General features: G+C 66.4%; 16 protein-coding genes and 1 pseudogene. 8 read left to right on the forward strand and 9 right to left on the reverse strand.

All coding sequences use genetic code 11. The features are described 5' to 3' along the window. The gene (locus tag OK015_RS17070; RefSeq protein ID WP_268124716.1) at window positions 1-669 is read right to left on the reverse strand and encodes an alpha/beta hydrolase; all 669 of its coding nucleotides are present in this window, start codon (window positions 667-669) and stop codon (window positions 1-3) included. A 71-nt stretch (window positions 670-740) separates the two neighbouring features. On the opposite strand from OK015_RS17070, the gene OK015_RS17075 reads away from it, so the two are divergent. Further along, window positions 741-2,195 (forward strand): HNH endonuclease signature motif containing protein, encoded by a 1,455-nt coding sequence (locus OK015_RS17075; RefSeq protein WP_268124718.1) that lies wholly within the window; start codon window positions 741-743, stop codon window positions 2,193-2,195. 2 nt (window positions 2,196-2,197) lie between these two features. Here the strand turns inward: OK015_RS17075 and OK015_RS17080 are convergent, their stop codons facing one another. After that, window positions 2,198-3,652 (reverse strand): flavin-containing monooxygenase, encoded by a 1,455-nt coding sequence (locus tag OK015_RS17080; RefSeq protein WP_268124719.1) that lies wholly within the window; start codon window positions 3,650-3,652, stop codon window positions 2,198-2,200. Between the two features lie 120 nt (window positions 3,653-3,772). Between OK015_RS17080 and cobG the strand changes: the two genes are divergently transcribed. Genes cobG through OK015_RS17095 form a run of 3 tightly spaced genes read left to right on the forward strand, consistent with a single transcriptional unit; the run spans window position 3,773 to window position 7,005 of the window. Next, entirely contained in the window at window positions 3,773-4,885 is a 1,113-nt protein-coding gene (gene cobG / locus OK015_RS17085) for a precorrin-3B synthase (RefSeq protein ID WP_268124721.1), read from the forward strand. A gap of 9 nt (window positions 4,886-4,894) precedes the next feature. Beyond that, window positions 4,895-5,521, forward strand: a complete 627-nt coding sequence (locus OK015_RS17090) for a precorrin-8X methylmutase (protein ID WP_268124723.1) — start codon at window positions 4,895-4,897, stop codon at window positions 5,519-5,521. After that, window positions 5,518-7,005: a precorrin-2 C(20)-methyltransferase gene (locus OK015_RS17095; RefSeq protein WP_268124725.1), complete on the forward strand. Its 1,488-nt coding sequence runs from the start codon at window positions 5,518-5,520 to the stop codon at window positions 7,003-7,005. The genes OK015_RS17090 and OK015_RS17095 overlap by 4 nt, the downstream gene beginning before the upstream one ends. Before the next feature lie 9 nt (window positions 7,006-7,014). On the opposite strand, the gene OK015_RS17100 is transcribed toward OK015_RS17095, so the two are convergent. Beyond that, window positions 7,015-8,577, reverse strand: coding sequence for a PPE family protein (locus OK015_RS17100; protein WP_268124727.1), 1,563 nt, complete (start codon window positions 8,575-8,577; stop codon window positions 7,015-7,017). 172 nt (window positions 8,578-8,749) lie between these two features. On the opposite strand from OK015_RS17100, the pseudogene OK015_RS17105 reads away from it, so the two are divergent. After that, window positions 8,750-9,319, forward strand: a pseudogene (locus tag OK015_RS17105) (DUF2275 domain-containing protein); the annotation flags it as partial. A gap of 228 nt (window positions 9,320-9,547) precedes the next feature. Beyond that, entirely contained in the window at window positions 9,548-10,102 is a 555-nt protein-coding gene (sigC, locus tag OK015_RS17110; RefSeq protein ID WP_268132827.1) for an RNA polymerase sigma factor SigC, read from the forward strand. Here sigC and OK015_RS17115 read toward each other — a convergent pair. Genes OK015_RS17115 through OK015_RS17130 form a run of 4 tightly spaced genes read right to left on the reverse strand, consistent with a single transcriptional unit; the run spans window position 10,099 to window position 13,479 of the window. Further along, entirely contained in the window at window positions 10,099-10,824 is a 726-nt protein-coding gene (locus OK015_RS17115) for a cobalt-precorrin-6A reductase (RefSeq protein ID WP_268124729.1), read from the reverse strand. The two genes, sigC and OK015_RS17115, sit on opposite strands and share 4 nt — an antisense overlap. Beyond that, the gene (gene cobM, locus OK015_RS17120; protein ID WP_268124731.1) at window positions 10,824-11,579 is read right to left on the reverse strand and encodes a precorrin-4 C(11)-methyltransferase; all 756 of its coding nucleotides are present in this window, start codon (window positions 11,577-11,579) and stop codon (window positions 10,824-10,826) included. Before cobM ends, OK015_RS17115 begins: the two co-directional genes overlap by 1 nt. Continuing rightward, window positions 11,576-12,733: a precorrin-6y C5,15-methyltransferase (decarboxylating) subunit CbiE gene (cbiE, locus tag OK015_RS17125; protein WP_268124733.1), complete on the reverse strand. Its 1,158-nt coding sequence runs from the start codon at window positions 12,731-12,733 to the stop codon at window positions 11,576-11,578. Before cbiE ends, cobM begins: the two co-directional genes overlap by 4 nt. After that, window positions 12,730-13,479: an SDR family NAD(P)-dependent oxidoreductase gene (locus OK015_RS17130; RefSeq protein WP_268124735.1), complete on the reverse strand. Its 750-nt coding sequence runs from the start codon at window positions 13,477-13,479 to the stop codon at window positions 12,730-12,732. The genes cbiE and OK015_RS17130 overlap by 4 nt, the downstream gene beginning before the upstream one ends. A gap of 35 nt (window positions 13,480-13,514) precedes the next feature. Between OK015_RS17130 and OK015_RS17135 the strand changes: the two genes are divergently transcribed. Next, window positions 13,515-13,925 carry a F420-dependent biliverdin reductase gene (locus OK015_RS17135; RefSeq protein WP_268124737.1) on the forward strand — a complete coding sequence of 137 codons (411 nt, stop codon included), beginning with the start codon at window positions 13,515-13,517 and terminating at the stop codon, window positions 13,923-13,925. Between the two features lie 235 nt (window positions 13,926-14,160). Here OK015_RS17135 and OK015_RS17140 read toward each other — a convergent pair whose 3' ends face one another. Together OK015_RS17140 and OK015_RS17145 are read right to left on the reverse strand one after the other, a co-directional pair. Beyond that, window positions 14,161-14,424, reverse strand: coding sequence for a hypothetical protein (locus tag OK015_RS17140; RefSeq protein ID WP_268124739.1), 264 nt, complete (start codon window positions 14,422-14,424; stop codon window positions 14,161-14,163). Window positions 14,425-14,436: 12 nt separating this feature from the next. Then, the gene (locus tag OK015_RS17145; RefSeq protein ID WP_268124741.1) at window positions 14,437-16,995 is read right to left on the reverse strand and encodes a WXG100-like domain-containing protein; all 2,559 of its coding nucleotides are present in this window, start codon (window positions 16,993-16,995) and stop codon (window positions 14,437-14,439) included. A 478-nt stretch (window positions 16,996-17,473) separates the two neighbouring features. Here OK015_RS17145 and OK015_RS17150 point away from each other — a divergent pair, with 478 nt between their 5' ends. Continuing rightward, window positions 17,474-17,734 (forward strand): hypothetical protein, encoded by a 261-nt coding sequence (locus tag OK015_RS17150; RefSeq protein ID WP_268124742.1) that lies wholly within the window; start codon window positions 17,474-17,476, stop codon window positions 17,732-17,734. The last annotated feature ends 57 nt before the right edge of the window (window positions 17,735-17,791 follow it).

Here is a 17,791-nt window from a genome sequence, read left to right on the forward strand (position 1 = left end):
TCATTCGTACCGTAGCGTCGCCGCGATGCGCCCGGCGACCTCAGCGGCCACGTCGAGTGCCCGTCCGCCGTCTGCCGCGTGATAACGATCCGCGGCCGGGTCGTACTCGGCGCCGGCGATCGAGCCGTGATCGGCCGCCAACTCGAAGAGGTCCACCGGCCACCCGACCCGTTCAAGCCGAGCGGCGAAGTCGCGGCTGCCTGTCGCAGGAACCACGTCGTCGGCCAAGCCGTGCAGCAAGGTGAACGGTGCGCCGATCTCCTCAAGAGTCAGTCCCTCGCAAGGGATGCGGCCCGTAATCGGATCGGGCACCGTGAACAAACCGGCCAGACAGACCGTGTGGGTCAGCGGGACATCGCGGCGGGCCAGTGTCAGACCTGCCGCGGCGAGACCTCCCATCGACCACCCGACGAGCACGAAACCCCTTCCTTCACAGCGCTTTTGCATGAACTCGAGCGATTGTGACAGGGCCGCACGGCCGCCGTCGTCGGCGTGGGAATCCCAATCGGGCACCACGACGGTGGCGCCGCGGTCGGCGAGCAGGTTCGCCAGGGGCCGCAGTACGACGCGGGCTCTGGCCTGCATGCCATGCCATAGCAAGATGGCCGGTCGAGCCGGATCACCGTATACATCGACCGAACGTCCCGCGGCGTACTCCATCGTCTGCACCGCAACAGAGTGCCCATCGCGCCACGATGCAATCGCCGAACGTGTCGGGCCTCGTCCCTATAATCGAAAGTATGTTCGATGACTTGCAGGGCGCGGAGGCACTGGTGCGCGCCGACGATGCGACCGTGGTGGCGGCCATCGCCGGGTGGGCACGTGCCGAGGCCGCCGCCTCGTCGCGCCGGCTGGCCGCGATTGCCGAACTGGTGCGCCGCCGCGCGATGGGCCCCGTCGACCATGCCATGTGGTCGTGCGACAACTGGGACGCGATGGCCGCCGAAGTCTCGGCGGTGCACGGTATCAGCCACAGCATGGCGTCCGGGCAGATGTATCTGGCCGTCGCACTGCGTGATCGGTTACCCCACGTGGCAGCACTTTTCGCCGACGGCGCGATAAGCGCGCGGCTGACCGCGACCATTGTGTGGCACACGGATCTGATCAAGGACGAGGAGACGCTTCGGCTGGTGGATGCGGCGCTGGCCAAAGATGCGGTCCGATATGGGCCACTGTCGGTAAACAAGACAGCACAAGCCATCGACGCGATAGTGGATCGCTATGACCCCGGGGCGCTGCGGCGCGGTCGGGCTGCCGCGCGCAGCCGTGACGTGGTGATCGACCTGGCCAATGACGAGTCGGGCACCGCCACGCTGTGGGGCCGGCTGTACTCCACCGATGCAGCCGCTCTGGACCGACGGCTACAGCAGATGGCGCACGACGTCTGCGACGACGACCCACGGACACTTGCGCAACGCCGTGCCGACGCGTTGGGCGTACTGGCAGCGGGTGGCCAGCGGCTCGCCTGCGGCTGCAGCAACGGCGAATGCCCGGGGCGCTTGGAGAGCGACGAGCGGGCAGCCGGTGTCGTCATCCACGTTGTCGCCGAGTCCTCGGCGGTCGTGTCGGAGCCGCCCGACACGCCGGGCGCCAACCGGCCCTCCGCATTGATCCCCGGTGGTGGAACGGTACCCGCGCCACGGCTGGCGGAATTGATTCGCAATGGCGCGCAGTTGCGGCCGGTGCGGCATCCCGCCAACGACAGCGCACCGGAGCCGGGCTACCGTCCCTCGACGGCGCTCGACACGTTTGTGCGGTGCCGCGATCTGACATGTCGCTTCCCCCATTGCGATCGTCCCGCCGAGATTTGCGACATCGACCATACGATTCCCTACCCGTTCGGCCCAACCCATCCGTCGAATCTCAAGTGCCTGTGCCGAAAACATCACCTGCTCAAGACTTTCTGGACGGCCTGGCGCGACGAGCAGCGGCCCGACGGTGCCGTTACCTGGACGTCTCCGGGCGGCCACACGTACACCACCCGGCCCGGTAGCCGACTTCTCTTCCCCACGCTGTGCGCCTCCACCGGTGAATTACGCACTGCGCCAAGGGTTAGTCCACCGGCCGTCGGACGCGGCGTGATGATGCCCAAGCGACCGCGCACCCGCGAACAAGACCGCATCTACCGCATCAATGCCGAGCGTTCACTCAACGCCGCTCATGTCGCCGCACGAAACCAGGCGCCGCCGTTCTGAGATCAGGCGGTGCGCACGTCGAAGTCCGCGAGATCGGGTTGGCGCAAGAGCTTGCGGTGGGTTTCCGGTGTCCACGGGAACACCTCGGGCAGACCATCTTTGCCCACGTACCAACTGTTGCAGCCTGACGCCCAAATAGTCTGTGGTATAGCGGCTTTCATGAGTTCATTGTATTCCTTGGTCGCGGCTTCCTTCGGCGCGGCGGCGCGCACCAACCCGGCGCGGAGCTGATTGATCCACCAGATCGCGTAGTCGGCTTGGTCCTCGGCGATTGCCATAAACGACTGGTTCCCGATCGGCGAATGCGGACCTAACAGCATGAACAGGTTGGGAAACCGTGGCACCGCGACCGACCGATATGCGATCGGACCATCGGCCCATGCCTCGTCCAGGGTGATCCCGCCCTCGCCGATCACCTCCATCGGTCTCACGTACGCCCTGGCGTCAAACCCGGTGGCGTAGACCAGCAGATCGAGTTCGTGCAGCGTGCCGTCTGCGGTCACGATGCCCCGGGGCTCGATGCGGTCGACCCGATCGGTGACCACGTCGACGGTGGGATGCTGCACGGAACGGTAGAAACGTCGCGACATCACCAGCCGCTTGCACATCGGCTCGTAGGCCGGGGTGAGTTTCGCCCGCAGTTCCGGGTCGCGCACCGACCGCAGGTTCCATCGACAGCTGGCCTGGACCAGACTGCGGCGCAATCCCGGACGGATTGGGGCGCGGCCTAAGAACTGCGTGGCGAAGGCCCCCCAAAAGCACCGGCTCATCGCGTTGAGCACCGGCAAGCGCGACAATACCTGCCGGGTCAGCTGCGAATACCTCGGGTTGGGTAGCGGCAAGACCCACTGCGCGGTGCGCTGAAACAGGGTCAACTGGCGTACTTTGTCGCCGAGCTCCGCAACGATCTGCACACCGCTCGAGCCGTTTCCGATCAAGCCGATTCGCTTGTCCGGCAGGGAAACCGAGTGGTCCCATCGTGACGAGTGAAAGGCCGGGCCGGCGAACGTCTCTCGGCCGGGGATGTCCGGATAGCGAGGTATCCGTAGTACTCCGGTTGCGGTGATCACCACATCGAACGTCTCTTCGCCGAATGTCGTGGTGAGGCGCCATGTCCCGTCGTCGTATTCGGCTCTGGTGACGTCGCAGCCAAAACGGATGTGACGCCGGACGCCACGTTCGTCGGCCACCCGCCGGAAGTACGCCAGCAACTCCGGCCCGGGCGACAGCAAATGTGACCACTTCGGGTTGGGCGCAAACGAGTAGGAGTAGAACCGCGACGGAACATCGCAGGTCAAACCCGGATACGTGTTATCGCGCCAGGTGCCTCCGACCTCGTCGGCTTTTTCGAAAATGGTGTACGAGTCGATGCCGGCGTCCTGCAACTTGACCGCCATGCAGAGGCCCGACATCCCGGCACCGATTATCGCGACTCTCAACTGACGCCTCGGCGCCATCACAACCACCAACTTCCCTCGTATAAGCCCGACGGTAATGACGCAGCACCCCGCTGTGGGCTCGAGAACGGGCCAGACAATTGGCGTTTTCGGTGCTGCGTTCTGCTCTACCGTGGACACGTGGCCCGAACCCGCGACACCGACGCTTGCCCGGGTGCCCTGCAGGTGCATCAGGCGGCCGACGGCGCGCTGGTCCGCGTCCGACTGCCCGGCGGGATGATCACCGCCGTACAACTGGCGGCGCTCTGCGGCCTGTCGAGAGGCTTTGGCTCGGGGACCTTGGAGCTGACCGCCCGCGGCAACGTGCAACTGCGGGCGATCACCGACGTGACGGCGGTGGCAGAGGGCATTGCCAACGCCGGGCTGCTGCCGTCGGCGATGCACGAGCGCGTACGCAACATCGTCGCTTCGCCGTTGTCCGGCCGCGCCGGCGGACGCGCGGACGTGCGGGGCTGGGTGCACGCGTTGGACGCCGCGATCTGCGCCGAGCCCAAATTAGTGGAACTGGGCGGCAGGTTCTGGTTCAGCATCGATGACGGCCGCGCCGACGTGTCCGGCCTGGGCTCCGACGTCGGGGTGCATGTCTGCGAAGACGGATTCGCGCTGCTGCTGATGGGGCGCGACACCGGTCTGCGAATGGCCGCCGACGATGTCGTCACGACACTGGTCGGAGTCGCCGTCCGGTTCGCCGAAGTGCGCGAAAAGGCATGGCGTATCAGCGAATTAGCTGACTTAGAAAGACTGCTGCCCGGTGCCGATCTCAGCGCCACCCCCGTTGCGACCGTCGCCAAACCGCCGGTGGGTTGGATAGCCCAGGACTGGCCCGGCCAGGAAGGCCGGGTTGCGTTGGGGGCCGCGGTACCGCTGGGTGTCCTGCCCGCGCAGGTCGCGGAGTACCTCGCCGTGATCGAAGCGCCGATGGTGATCACGCCGTGGCGCTCGGTGCTGGTGTGCGACCTCGACGAGGGTGTCGCCGACGCCGCGCTGCGGGTGCTGGCGCCGTTGGGCTTGGTGTTCGACGAGAACTCCCCGTGGCTCGACGTCAGCGCATGCACCGGACGTCCCGGCTGCGCGCACTCAGCCGCCGACGTGCGGGCGGACGCGGCCCAGCTCGTCGGGACGGAATCCGCGGTGCGTCGCCACTACGTCGGCTGCGAACGCGCCTGCGGCAGCCCGCCGACCGGTCAGGTACTCGTCGCCACCGGCGACGGATACCGGCTGCTCCGTAGCTAGGGTGAGCAGGTGCTCGACTACATCCGCGATGCGGCGGAGATCTATCGCCAGTCGTTCGCGACCATCCGCGCCGAAGCCGACTTGGCACGATTTCCCGTCGACGTGGCACCGGTCGTGGTGCGGTTGATCCACACCTGCGGGCAGGTCGACGTTGCCGAGCACGTCGCCTTCACCGACGACGTGGTGGCGCGGGCCAGCGCCGCGCTGCAAAACGGCGCCCCCGTGCTGTGCGATTCGTCGATGGTGGCCGCCGGGATCACCGCCGCCCGACTGCCCGCCGGAAACGAGGTCGTGTCGTTGGTGGCCGATCCACGCGCCCCCGAGCTGGCCGCACGCCGGCAGACCACCCGCTCGGCGGCGGGCGTGGAGCTGTGGGTCGAACGGCTCGACGGCGCGGTGCTGGCGATCGGCAACGCGCCCACCGCGCTGTTTCGGCTGCTCGAACTGATCGACGAGGGAGCCGTGGCGCCGGCGGCGGTCCTGGGCGGGCCGGTGGGATTCGTCGGCTCAGCGCAGTCCAAGCAGGAGCTCATCGATCGCCCCCGCGGCATGTCATACCTGGTGGTGCGGGGCCGCCGCGGCGGCAGTGCGATGGCCGCCGCCGCAGTCAACGCGATCGCGAGTGACGCCGAATGACGGGGCCCAGCAACCAGCGAGGCACGCTGTGGGGCGTCGGGCTCGGACCCGGAGACCCGGAGCTGGTCACCGTCAAGGCCGCCCGGGTGATCGGCGAGGCCGACGTGGTGGCCTACCACAGCGCCCGGCACGGCCGCAGTATCGCCCGCGGCATCGCTGAGCCCTATCTGCGGCCTGACCAGATCGAGGAGCACCTGGTCTATCCGGTGACCACCGAGGTGACCGATCATCCCGGCGGCTACGCCGGTGCGATCGAGGACTTCTATGTCGAGGCCGCCCAGCGCATCGCCGCGCACCTGGACGCTGGACGCAATGTGGCGCTGCTGGCCGAGGGCGATCCGTTGTTCTACAGCTCCTACATGCATCTGCACACCCGGCTGACGCAGCGGTTCGACGCCGTCATCGTGCCGGGCGTGACGTCGGTGAGCGCCGCCTCGGCAGCCGTCGCGACGCCACTGGTGGCCGGTGACGAGGTGCTGTCGGTGCTGCCGGGAACATTGCCGGTCGCCGAGTTGGCCCGTCGGCTCGCCGACGCCGACGCCGCCGTGGTGCTCAAACTGGGGCGTTCGTATCACGCTGTCCGGAAAGCACTTTCGGCATCCGGGCGGCTGGACGAAGCGTTCTACGTGGAGCGGGCCAGTACCCCCACACAACGGATCTTGCCGGCCTCGGAGGTCGACGAGGCCACTGTGCCGTACTTCTCACTGGCCATGCTTCCGGGCGGACGGCGGTTCGAACACTCGCCGGCCGGGGCCGTCGCGGTGGTGGGCCTGGGCCCCGGCGACAACGACTGGATGACCCCGCAGAGCCGACGTGAGCTGGCGGGCGCGACCGACCTGATCGGCTACGCCAACTACCTGGATCGTGTCCCGGTTCGGGACGGTCAGCAACGTCATCCCAGCGATAACACCGACGAACCCGCACGGGCGCGACTGGCCTGCGCGCTGGCCGAACAGGGCCGTGCCGTCGCGGTGGTGTCGTCGGGCGACCCTGGAGTCTTCGCGATGGCCACCGCCGTCCTCGAAGAGGCCAAACAATGGCCCGGGGTGCAGGTCCGCGTGATCCCGGCGATGACCGCCGCCCAGGCCGTCGCCAGCCGGGTGGGCGCGCCGCTGGGTCACGACTACGCGGTGATCTCGTTGTCGGACCGGCTCAAGCCGTGGGACGTGATCGAGGCGCGCCTGGCGGCCGCGGCCGCGGCGGACTTGGTGCTGGCCATCTACAACCCCGCCTCCAAGAGCCGTACCTGGCAGGTCGGCGCGATGCGCGACGTCTTGCTGATCCATCGCGAACCCGGAACGCCAGTGGTGATCGGCCGCAACGTGTCTGGGCCCGACGAGGACGTCCGCGTGGTGCGGTTGGCCGACCTGAACCCCGCCGATATCGACATGCGCTGCCTGCTGATCGTCGGATCGTCTCAAACCCAGTGGTATACAGGCGATTCCGGAGACACGGTGTTCACTCCCCGGCGTTACCCGACCTGAACGCGGCCGTTACTTGTCGTGGCCCCAGCTGCTCGGCAGCATCGGCACGGCCGGACCGTCGTTCAGCCCATCGCCGCGCAGCGTCGTGAGCCCTGCGGCGTGGTCCGCACCGGATCTTGCTGCGGCCCCGGCAAATCCGAGTGGTCCCGCCGCCTGGCCGGATTCCCCGACCGACGCAGCGGGCTCGTCGTCCGGGCCGGGAGCCGCGTCCTCGAGATCCATGTACTCGTATCGGTAGGCCTTATCCTGCACGGTTGCCCCGCGCCGGCGCCGGGCCTTCAACTTCTCCTTGGCGGATGCCGCCGCGGCCGCGGCGGGGGCGTCGGCCTCGTCCGGCGCGGGCTCCTCGGACTTGCGGCGTGAGCGATTCTTCGCGCTGCTGCTTCCCGACAATCCCGACAGACCGACGGCGTACAGCGCGTCCGACAAACCCGCGCCGAGTCCGCTCGTACTGGTCGGACCGAAGCCAACTCCGGGAGGGGCACCGGCCGGTGGGGCTCCGCTGGCGGACGCCGCAGTCGCCGTCGCGGGAGCGGGCGCGGGTGCGCTGGCGCTTGAGGAAGTCGGCACATTGCCAAAGCCCGCCGCGGCCGGCGCGGTAGGCATCGGCGCCGGTGCCATTGCGGGCAACGGCGGCTGGATCGACAGGGGAACCGCGGTGCCCACCGCGATCGCCGCCGCGCCGGCTGCTGCCCCGGCGCCCGCCGCGGCGGCGATGACCATCATGGCCGGGATGGCGACGACGGCCAGCTGAACCGCGACCTGAATGAACGGCCAGAAGATCATCAGGGTGTGGAAGATGGCCCAGCCAAGCGCGCTCGACAGGGCCGGCGACAGTCCCAGCTGCCCGAAGAAAGCGGCGAGGTTGTTGACCCACGGCGCCGCTGGGAAGGGCCAGCCACCGGGGTTGAGCCACTTCGACACCGGCCACGCGAAGCCGCTGGTGTACTGCTGCAGCCATTGGGCGAGCTGATCCATCCAGGACGGATATGTTTGGGCTGCCGCGGTCGTCGCGTTGTTCGCCTCCGCGCCCGCGACCATGATCTGCGGCGCCGGCGTGGACGGCGGGACCGCGGCAAGCGCGGACTCACTGACCGCTTCGTACGTGCTCATCGTCGTGGCCGCTTGCACCCACATCCGTGCGTAGTCAGCCTCGTTCACGGCGATCGGGATGGTGTTCATGCCGAAGAAGTTGGTCGCGACCAGGGCGCCGTGAATAGCGTGATTCGCGGCGAGCTCGCCCAGCGTGGGCATCGCAGCCAGCGCGGCCGTGTAGGCGCCGGCCGCCGTCTCGTGCAGTGCGGCCGCGGCCGCGCTATCCGCGGAGCTGACCAGCAGCCAGCTCAGATACGGGACGTGGGCCGCGACGTACTGCGCCGCGCTGGGGCCCTGCCATTCGCCGGCCTGCACCGCGCCCAACAGCCCGGTGAGTTCATCGGCGGCATCGGCGTATTCGGTGCTCAACGCTGACCACGCGCCGGCAGCCGCCAGCAGCGGCCCGGGGCCGGGCCCGCTGCTCAGCAGGGTCGAGTGCACCTCTGGTGGAAAAGCGAGCCAGATCGGCGCGGTCATTGAAGCGGGCCTTGCGGGGCGAACGGCGACACGAATACCTCTTCGGTAAACCTGGTGACGAGTGGGCTGGCGGTTCTTGTCTTCAGTGGTCGTTACACCGGGCGGTTTAGTTCCCACCGGCTTTCTTGCCCAGGCCTTTGCACGTTTCGCACGCATGCGCAACGATGCAGGGATGCGGTGTGATGTTGCGCGTGAGGCGCTTTCCGCTCGGTTGGACGGCGAGCGGACAGAAGTGCTCGCACAGCAGATCGATGCCCACCTGGAGACGTGCCGCGGGTGTCGCACCTGGCTGATCGGTGCGGCCGCGCAGACCCGGCGACTGGCCTCGATTGAGCCCGGCGAAGGGCCGGACCTGGTCGCCCAAATCATGGCGAGTATCGACGAGGATCCCACCGCACATCACGGCTGGATGCGCGCGGTGCGGTCGCGCTACGCGCGGTGGGGACTGATCGCCGTGGGCGGATTCCAGGTGGCTCTCGCCGCTGCTCAAATCGGCGGAGTCAACTTCGGCATGGTGTCTCACCACATGCACGGAGCGATGTCCGGCGAACACCTGCTGCACGAGTCCACGGCCTGGTTGCTCGCGTTGGGTTTGGCGATGATCGCCGCTGGCATCTGGCCCCTATTGGCGACCGGCGTCGCGGCGATCGCCGGTGCTTATTCGCTGGCGCTGATGGGTTATGTGGCCGCCGACGCCCTCAACGGACAGGTGACGGCGACACGCGTCGCCAGTCACGTGCCGGTGCTGCTGGGCCTGGCGTTCGCGGTGTTGGTGGCGCGCGAACGATCGGGAGGGTACCGGCCCGCGGAGTTCGATTTCGACACTTCCGATGCCGGGCTGCCCACCGGGCCAGTCGTCGGTCGGCGGCGCGGTCATTTGCGGCCGATCAACCGGTCTTTGAGCCCCACCGCGAACTCTACGACAGCCTGTCGTAGACTCAGCGAACCCGCGCAATTAAGGTGGTTGGCCATGACCGCGTCAAGCGACGACAAGGCCGTAACCGAGTTGGCCTTGGCAGCCGCACGCGGGAACGAGCGAGCTCTTGAGGCGTTCATCAAGGCCACTCAGCAAGACGTGTGGCGGTTCGTCACCTACCTGTCCGACGCGGGGACCGCGGACGATCTGACTCAAGAAACCTTTCTGCGGGCAATTGGTGCGATCGAGCGATTCTCCGGCCGCTCCAGCGCCCGCACCTGGCTGCTGTCCATCGCACGCCGCGTCGTCGCCGACCACATTCGCCACGTCCAATCGCGGCCGCGCACCGCCCCGGGTGCCAACCCCGAGCAGATGCTGAACGGCGACCGCCACGCGCGCGGATTCGAAGACTTGGTCGAGGTGACGACGATGATCGCCAGCCTCTCCCCTGAACAACGCGAGGCCTTGTTGCTGACCCAGCTGCTCGGGCTGCCCTATGCCGACGCCGCCGCGGTGTGTGGCTGCCCGGTGGGCACCATCCGGTCTCGTGTCGCCCGCGCTCGCGATGCACTGCTGGCCGACGCGGAGCGCGACGACCGTACTGGTTAGCCCAGTCCAGCAACCCAATTCAGGGCCTCCTGCACACTGCCCACCGCGTTCACCCCCGGCGGCAACTGAGGGCGCTTCACCATCACCACCGGAATGTCCAGCGCCGCAGCGGCATCCAGCTTCGCCCGGGTCATATCGCCGCCGCTGTTCTTGGTCACCAAGGCATCGATCCGGTGCTCACTCATGATGGCCGTCTCGTCGTCGTAGTGGTACGGCCCGCGGGACAACAGCAGCTGGTGATGGCGTGGTAACGAGGCAACGTCCGGTTCGGTGACCGCGCGAATCAAAAACCACGCGTCGCTGCCCGCGAAGGCTCTGCTTCCCGAACGGCCCGTGGTCAGAAATACCCTTTCGTACCTGTGGTTTTCCACGGTTTCCGCAGCTTCGATGTCCGATCCGACGACGACGGCGGTGCCGGGGTCCCAGGCCGGGCGGGCCAGCACCAGATGCGGAATTTCAGCCAAGCCACATGCTTCGGCGGCGTGCGCGGTCATGGTCGACGCGAACGGGTGGGTTGCGTCGACGACGGCGTCGATGCTCGCGTCTTGCAGCCAGCTCCGCAGCCCATCGACACCGCCGAATCCGCCAATGCGCACCCGACCAACCGGCAGCGCCGGATCCGGCACCCGCCCGGCCAGCGAGCTGATCACGTCGACATCGGGGTGCAGGGCTTTGGCGAGTGCGCGCCCCTCGGCGGTGCCGCCGAGTAGCAGCACCCGCATCAGTGTCGGCTCCCCCGGGCTCGCCCGGTCGAGTACAGGTAGCTGTCGGTGAAACCCTCGGCGGCAAGCACTTCGCCGACGATGATGACGGCGGTCTTGGTGATGTTGGCCTCGTGCATCTGGTCGGCGATGTCGGCCAGTGTGCCGCGCAGGACCGTCTGCTGCGCCCAGCTCGCGAAAGCCACTACCGCTGACGGTGTTTCGGGCCGGTAGCCGTTGGCGAGCAGCTGTGGAACGATGGCGTCGATCTGAGCGGCGGCCAGGTGCAGCACCAGGGTGCCGCCGGATTGGGCAACGGTTTGCAGGTCTTCGCCGGGCGGCATCGGTGTCGACAGCGTCGATACACGGGTCAGCGTCACGGTCTGCGCCACGCCGGGAACGGTGAGCTCTCTGTTTAAGGCTGCGGCTGCCGCAGCGAAAGCCGGTACGCCAGGGACGATTTCATAGCCGACGCCGAGCGTGTCGAGGCGGCGGCATTGCTCGGCAAGCGCGCTGTACAACGATGGATCGCCGGAATGCAGCCGGGCTACATCATGGCCGGCGGCATCGGCGGCGGCGAGTTCGGCGACGATCTGTTCGAGCGTGAGCGGTCCGGTGTCAACGACTTTCGCGCCGGGTGGGCAGAGGGCCAGCAGGTCGTCGGGCATGATCGAACCCGCATACAAGCACGTCTTGCATCGCTGGAGTAGTCGCTGACCGCGGACGGTGATCAGGTCGGCGGCTCCCGGACCCGCGCCGATGAAATAGACGGTCACTTCGTCACCGCCCACTGGGTGACCGGGTGCTGTGGGCGCCAACCCGTAAAGGCGCCCAGCGGTTCGCCACGGTAGAGCTGGAAGCGTCGCAGCTCGCCGCCGAGTCGTGAATATGCTTGCAGTAGAACCGATTCAGACTCTACCGTGACCACGTTGGCGACCAGGCGCCCACCCGTTGGAAGCTGCTCGTAGCAGGTGTCTAGCAGGCCGGGATGGGTCACGCCGCCGCCGATGAAGATGGCGTCAGGCTCTGCGGCGCCGTCGAACTGCTCGGGCGCTCCCCCGCGCACGTCGATGTTGACGCCGAACGCTTCGGCGTTGACTTCGATGTTGCGGCGGCGCTGTTCGTCTTGTTCGAAGGCCACAGCGTTGCAGCCCCGCCAACTTCGACACCATTCGACGGCGATGCTGCCCGAGCCCGAGCCGACGTCCCACAACCGCTCGCCCGGTCGTGGCTTTAAGGCCGCCAAGGTCAGCGCCCGGACGCCGTGCTTGGTGATCTGCCCGTCGTGGACGAACACATCGTCGGGCAGTGGCGTGACGCGCTCGTCGGGCAGGTAGCGGACGGCGATCACGTTGAGATCGTCGATGTCTTGTTCGGGCCAGTGGCGGGCGGTTCCGTCGCGGCGGCGTTCGGCCGGGCCGCCGAGTTGTTCGAGCACGCTGAATTCGGACTCACCCCGGCCGTGCGTGGTGAGCAGCTCGGCCAACGCTTTCGGCGTGCACCGGTCTTTCGACAGCACGATCGCCTGGCCGCCGCGGCGCACCGCGGTGCTCGGCGCAGCGGTGACCAGGCTGATCACCTCAGTGTCGTGGACGTTCCACCCCATCCGGGCGCACGCCAGCGTCACCGCCGACACATGCGGCAGCACTCTGACTTTTTCCGCGCCGTAGAGACGGATCAGGGTGCCACCGATGCCGTGCATAAGCGGGTCGCCACTCGCGACGACGTGGATGTCGTCGTTGATGGGCAACGCCTGCAGGGCGGGCAGCATCGGCGACGGCCACTCTCGGCGCTCGGCGCTCACGGTATCGTCGAGCAGCCCGAGCTGTCGTGGCGCCCCGTAAACGACTGTGGCCGTTTGTAATTCATGCTGCGACTTTTCGGCAAGACCCGCCATGCCGTCGGCGCCAATCCCGACCACCACGATCATCGCGGCATCCTGCGCCAGAGGAACGGCGGCAGCAATCGCATCGCGGCGGCCGCAGGCCCCAGCGACCACGGGATCCATACCGTGCGACGGCCCTTCGCCAGCGCGCGAGCCGTCGCCGCGGCCACCTGCTCCGGGGTGCTGGACAGCGGCGCCGGCGACATGCCCTCCGTCATACGCCCGACGACGAATCCGGGGCGTGAGATGAGCAAACGCACCCCCGTGCCGTGCAGCGCGTCGGCCAAGCCGCCGGCGAAGCCGTCCAGGCCAGCCTTCGCCGAGCCGTAGACATAGTTGGCGCGACGCACCCGCCAGCCGGCGATCGAGGAGAACACCACCAGCGATCCCCGGCCGGCCGTGCGCATGGCTGTCGCGAGGAGGGTCAGCATATTGACCTGGGCGACGTAGTCGGTGTGCACCACAGCGACGGCGTGGGATGCGTCGGCCTCGGCGCGGGCCTGGTCTCCGAGGATGCCGAAGGCCAGCACCGCGGTGCCGATCGGGCCGTGCTCGGCGATGACTTCTGCGACCAAGGGGCCGTGTGAGGCCAGGTCGTCGGCGTCGAACTCCCTGGTGTGGACCGCCTTCGCACCGGCTAGTTTCAGGGTCTCGACCTGCTCGTCGAGCTGATCGGCCCGGCGGGCGGCCAGCACCACCGTGGCGCCATTCGCCAGCAGTCGCGCGAGCTCAATGCCGATCTCGCTGCGTCCGCCCAGAATCAGAACAGGACCTGCGCCCGTGTCGTCCACGGCTGCGATTATCACCTGCGCTAGCGTGAGCAGTGATGGCGAACACCACGACACGGCTCACCAACGACGCTTTGGCCTTTCTGTCCGAACGTCATCTGGCGATGCTGACCACCCTTCGCGCGGACAACTCGCCGCATGTGGTGGCCGTCGGGTTCACCTTCGACCCCGTGACCCACATCGCGCGGGTGATCACGTCTGGCGGTTCGCAGAAGGCCGTCAACGCCGATCGCGCCGGGGTGGCAGTGCTCAGCCAGGTCGACGGCGCGAGGTGGCTCTCGCTTGAGGGCCAGTCCAAGGTGAACAACGATGCCGATGCCGTGCGCGACGCGGAGCTGCGGTATGCGCAGCGCTACCGCACGCCCCGGCCCAATCCCCGACGCGTGGTCATCGAAGTTCAAATAGAGCGGGTGCTGGGGTCGTCGGATCTTCTCGACCGCGGCGAGTAGCTTTCGCACTGACTTGTCGCGGCTTATTCGGGGTCGCGGCGCTCGAACTCCGTCCCTGAGGTGTCATCCCAGAACTTAGGGGATACCTCTGTCGCCCGATCTTCTGGTCGTACGGCGTCTATTCGCTGCTGGAGTTCGTCAAACATCCGACGAGCGCGCGTCAGCTCGGCCTCAGTCGGCGCGGCAAGACCCGCCTCTTCCAGCGTGGAGAAAATTCTTCCACCAATTTTCCTACTCATACCGGGGTTCCCCGATTGCTGCCCGGTCTTTGCAACAGGAGGTCATCATGTTCTCGCCTACGACATGCCTCTACGAACGCAATTGCGGCCGTGCTGTCGCGTAGAAACTCGGAATATTGATCCTGCGTGAGCTCGTAATATTCCTCATAGTCGACGATGCCGTTGCTAACCGGTATCGAGGCGTAGTACCGACCCGAAGTCGATTCGACGCCAATGGAATACCGGTCTTCGCTTGAGAAAAACGTGTCCTCAAATTTCATCAGGTATGGCCTCTAGTTGAAGATGTCTGTCACAGTGTAGTCGTCCGGCGGTATGCGTCCGCCGTCGATTACGGCCTCAGATGCTCCGTTGGGGAGACGACCCCCAGGCATCCACTGTTCATTCGCTCCCGCCTCGTTGCCCGAAGGAATTCTCAGATTGAAGTCCCCAGGATCAGCTATATCGATCCGCATAATTTTGTTTGACTCAAGGAAGCCCTCAGGCAGGCCGAGTTGATTTTCCATTGCGCGAAGATCGCCTCCAGCCGCCTGGATCATTGCGTCAGCTTCGATTTTTGGCATCACGAACGATGTACCGTCGCGTTGAGCAATCCCATACTTCTCGAGATTGGTTTCTGGCATAAACCGACTTGCACCCTCGGTGAATTTATTGAGATGGCTCCGAATGTATTCCTGGGATAGATACTCCGACGGGTCGGGACGACTCCCCTTGGGTGTGGCGATGATTTCGTCGCGTTGCTGGGCACTGAGTCCTTCGGAGGACACGTCGTCACCGTGGCCGCCAATGTCGCCAGACGGGTCGGGCGTGCCATCACCGGGAGATCTTGGCGGGGCGTCCGATGGCGCGCTGTGTCGGCCTCCACCTGACGAGTCTCCGTCACCGGGACCGCGGCTCCTACCGCCGTTTTGCGGCGCCTCGTGGGGACCGCCTTCGGCTGGCTGGTGCCGGCCCGGGCCGCCGGGCCCTTGCAATTCGTGCGGCCGGCCCCCGGCAACGGGTGCAGGCTCAATGGGAGATCCGCCAGAGGGTACGTGCGCAGGTGCAGCCGGTTGCAGTTTGGCCGACGGCAATTGATGGGCGGGTTCCGACGGCAATGACGCCCGTTCTTGCGGACCGCCGACTCGCGCGGGCACCGGCTCGTGAGGACCTCCCGGCGGGCCTCCGGATGGCCGCGGCTCGGTTTGGGAAACGGGATCGTGCGGTGCGACGGGGGCATTGGGATGTCCGGGGGGTGGTAGATCGCCCGGCGTGGTCGGCGAATGATGTGCTGGCGTACCTGGCGGCGCCGGTTCCACGGGTCGCGGCTGCGGCCCACTTGGAGCCTCGGCCGGTGGCGCACTGACCGGACGACCGCCGGCCGGAAGATCCGTCTTGGGCAGATCCAGTTTGAGGCTGTCGAGGTCCTTCGTCAGGTTGGTGCCGACTTTGCCGATGTCGCTCAGCGCACCGGTCGTCGAGGCAAACTCCCCAAGCTCCCCGGCACGCGCCGCGGCGCCAGCACCTTCTGCGGCTTCCTCGGCGCCACGTGCAGCCGCAGACCCTGCTTTCGCCCCCGCGCCGGCTTCTCCGAGTCCAGGAAGAAAGAACGTCGCACCGTCGAACAGGTTCTCTCCGAATCCCAATCCTGGTCGAGCCGTACTCCAATCCTTAAGGTGTAGAAGCGATTTCCACATCTGCATGTTGGCTGCTGAGCCCTCGCGTGGATGAAGAATCTGATTGAGCGTGCCTGCTTTGAACTGGCCCTGCACCATGTCTTTCCAGGTAGCTTCCGCCCCCTTCGGATCAAGGAGCAACCATGGCGTGCTCAGATCCGCTAGGCCCAGGACCGCCTCGGCGGCCCCTTTGACAACTCCCTCGTTCGCGTTGACGAAAGTGTCGAAAACAGTGGCAACTTGGTTTCCAACTGCATCACCCAGAAAGTGGGTAAACTGACCGCGCATGAACTTCTCCATGTCGACGACCAACCCGTCGGCGAGCTGCATCAGCAGCTTTATGCCGTCCTCGAAAGCCCTTGCCTCCCGGCCCAAGTCGTGCAATACGGCGTTAACGTCCCGCGCAATCTTTTTGATCTCTTCGAATGCATCGCCGTCAAGTACCGAGACCACGTCGTGCCAGATGTCAGTCAGCGACTCCAAGCGGTGCAACAGATTTCGGATATCGTTTTGGGCCTTGGCAACTCGGTTGGCGAAATCGTCGAGGGTGACGGCCATCGCCCGGCACCCCGCCTCCAACTTGTCCATCGCGACGCCGATTTGCGACAAAACGTGATCAATTTTTTCGCCCTCGGGGATCTGCTGCGTACCGACCAGCGTCCTCGATCCATTGAGCGCACCTTGCATTCCGCTCACCGCCGAGCTGAACGCGCGCCAACACCCAGCCGCGGCATGTATCGCCGTCACATCGCCGTTGGGCCACACGTCGTCAACGAACGACTGCACCACCGCCCAAAGCAGCGGAGGGGGCTCTCCTGGCCCCAATGTTCCCGGCGGCCCTGGGGCGCCGATCTTCGCCGGTTCCGCTGGCGCCTGCAACACACTGGCACCACCACCCAGCCGCGAGGCAGCTTCGGCCTTCGACCAGTTCGACGCGTCGACTTGGATCATGACCCCGTTGCGCCGGCACGCGTTGATCGCTGCCGCCGCAGCGTTCAACAACGACTCCGCTGTCGATTGATACGACAGCCCAAACACCTCACCGGCAACATCCAAACCCGTGTTGGCGCCGAAACCCGCTGTCAACACAGTTATGGCCGCGCCCATGCCGTCGCCCGCTGCAATCACGGCGTTGCCCGCGGCGAACAACGCCTCCGGGTCTACCGCGAGGATGGGCATGCGCGGAATTGTCGCTCAGACCGTCCGCAGCCGGTATTCACCCGAGGGGCGCCGAGCTATTCTGCGCGAGTCTTCACGAGCAGCGATGAACGATGGTGAATTGACCCGCGTTGCTCTTCGTCGCTACCGTCACCCGCAGTTGGGGCGATCGCAGCGAACAGTCGAGGAGGCTGACAGTGTTCCGCGAAATAGGATCGGCGCTCCACACAGCAAACCGATCCAAACGCGCGGGTGGGCCTACACCCTTGCTGGTTAAGCCAACATGAAACAACCGGTGGACTGGATACGAGCGGTGTTTACCGGCGCAATCTCGGGCGGCACGCTCTGGGCGACCATGGTGAAAGCGCTGTCTGTCATTGGGCATGAACATCCGGCCACGCGGGACCTTTACATATTATCATTGCTCCCCTGACCGGGTGGTCGATCCTATTGTTCGTCACCGCGACTGTCGCCGTCCCCTCACAGTGGACGCACTGACGTGGCATCCGCCACCGCCGACGGCCCCTTCGAGTACGCCCGGCAGCGTCCGGTTCAACTCGTCGCCGGTTTATTTACTGGCATCATGTCGACTTTGCTGACGTTTGGTTACCTCTGGTTCTTCGCGCCTATCTCTCCGCTGATGCTTTGCGGAGCGACGATGGCTTTCCGGCGCACCACGGCATTCTCCGTTGGGCGCCTTCACGGCTTTTTTGGCGTCTTTACCTTCGACGCGCTGTTCACGATTTTGTACTGGCTATAGGAGGCGGAGCGTCGGATCCGTCGGGACTTTCGTGCTGCTGCTCAGGAGGTGCGACAA

Source organism: Mycobacterium sp. Aquia_216, assembly GCF_026723865.1.
Taxonomy (GTDB): Bacteria; Actinomycetota; Actinomycetes; order Mycobacteriales; family Mycobacteriaceae; genus Mycobacterium.

Bases quoted from the DNA above. Each gene is read 5' to 3' on its own strand.
- OK015_RS17075 (WP_268124718.1), top strand. From the start codon at position 741: ATGTTCGATGACTTGCAGGGCGCGGAGGCACTGGTGCGCGCCGACGAT.
- OK015_RS17080 (WP_268124719.1), bottom strand. From the start codon at position 3,652: ATGGCGCCGAGGCGTCAGTTGAGAGTCGCGATAATCGGTGCCGGGATG.
- OK015_RS17095 (WP_268124725.1), top strand. From the start codon at position 5,518: ATGACGGGGCCCAGCAACCAGCGAGGCACGCTGTGGGGCGTCGGGCTC.
- OK015_RS17100 (WP_268124727.1), bottom strand. From the start codon at position 8,577: ATGACCGCGCCGATCTGGCTCGCTTTTCCACCAGAGGTGCACTCGACC.
- sigC (WP_268132827.1), top strand. From the start codon at position 9,548: ATGACCGCGTCAAGCGACGACAAGGCCGTAACCGAGTTGGCCTTGGCA.
- OK015_RS17115 (WP_268124729.1), bottom strand. From the start codon at position 10,824: ATGCGGGTGCTGCTACTCGGCGGCACCGCCGAGGGGCGCGCACTCGCC.
- cbiE (WP_268124733.1), bottom strand. From the start codon at position 12,733: ATGATCGTGGTGGTCGGGATTGGCGCCGACGGCATGGCGGGTCTTGCC.
- OK015_RS17135 (WP_268124737.1), top strand. From the start codon at position 13,515: ATGGCGAACACCACGACACGGCTCACCAACGACGCTTTGGCCTTTCTG.
- OK015_RS17140 (WP_268124739.1), bottom strand. From the start codon at position 14,424: ATGAAATTTGAGGACACGTTTTTCTCAAGCGAAGACCGGTATTCCATT.
- OK015_RS17145 (WP_268124741.1), bottom strand. From the start codon at position 16,995: ATGCCCATCCTCGCGGTAGACCCGGAGGCGTTGTTCGCCGCGGGCAAC.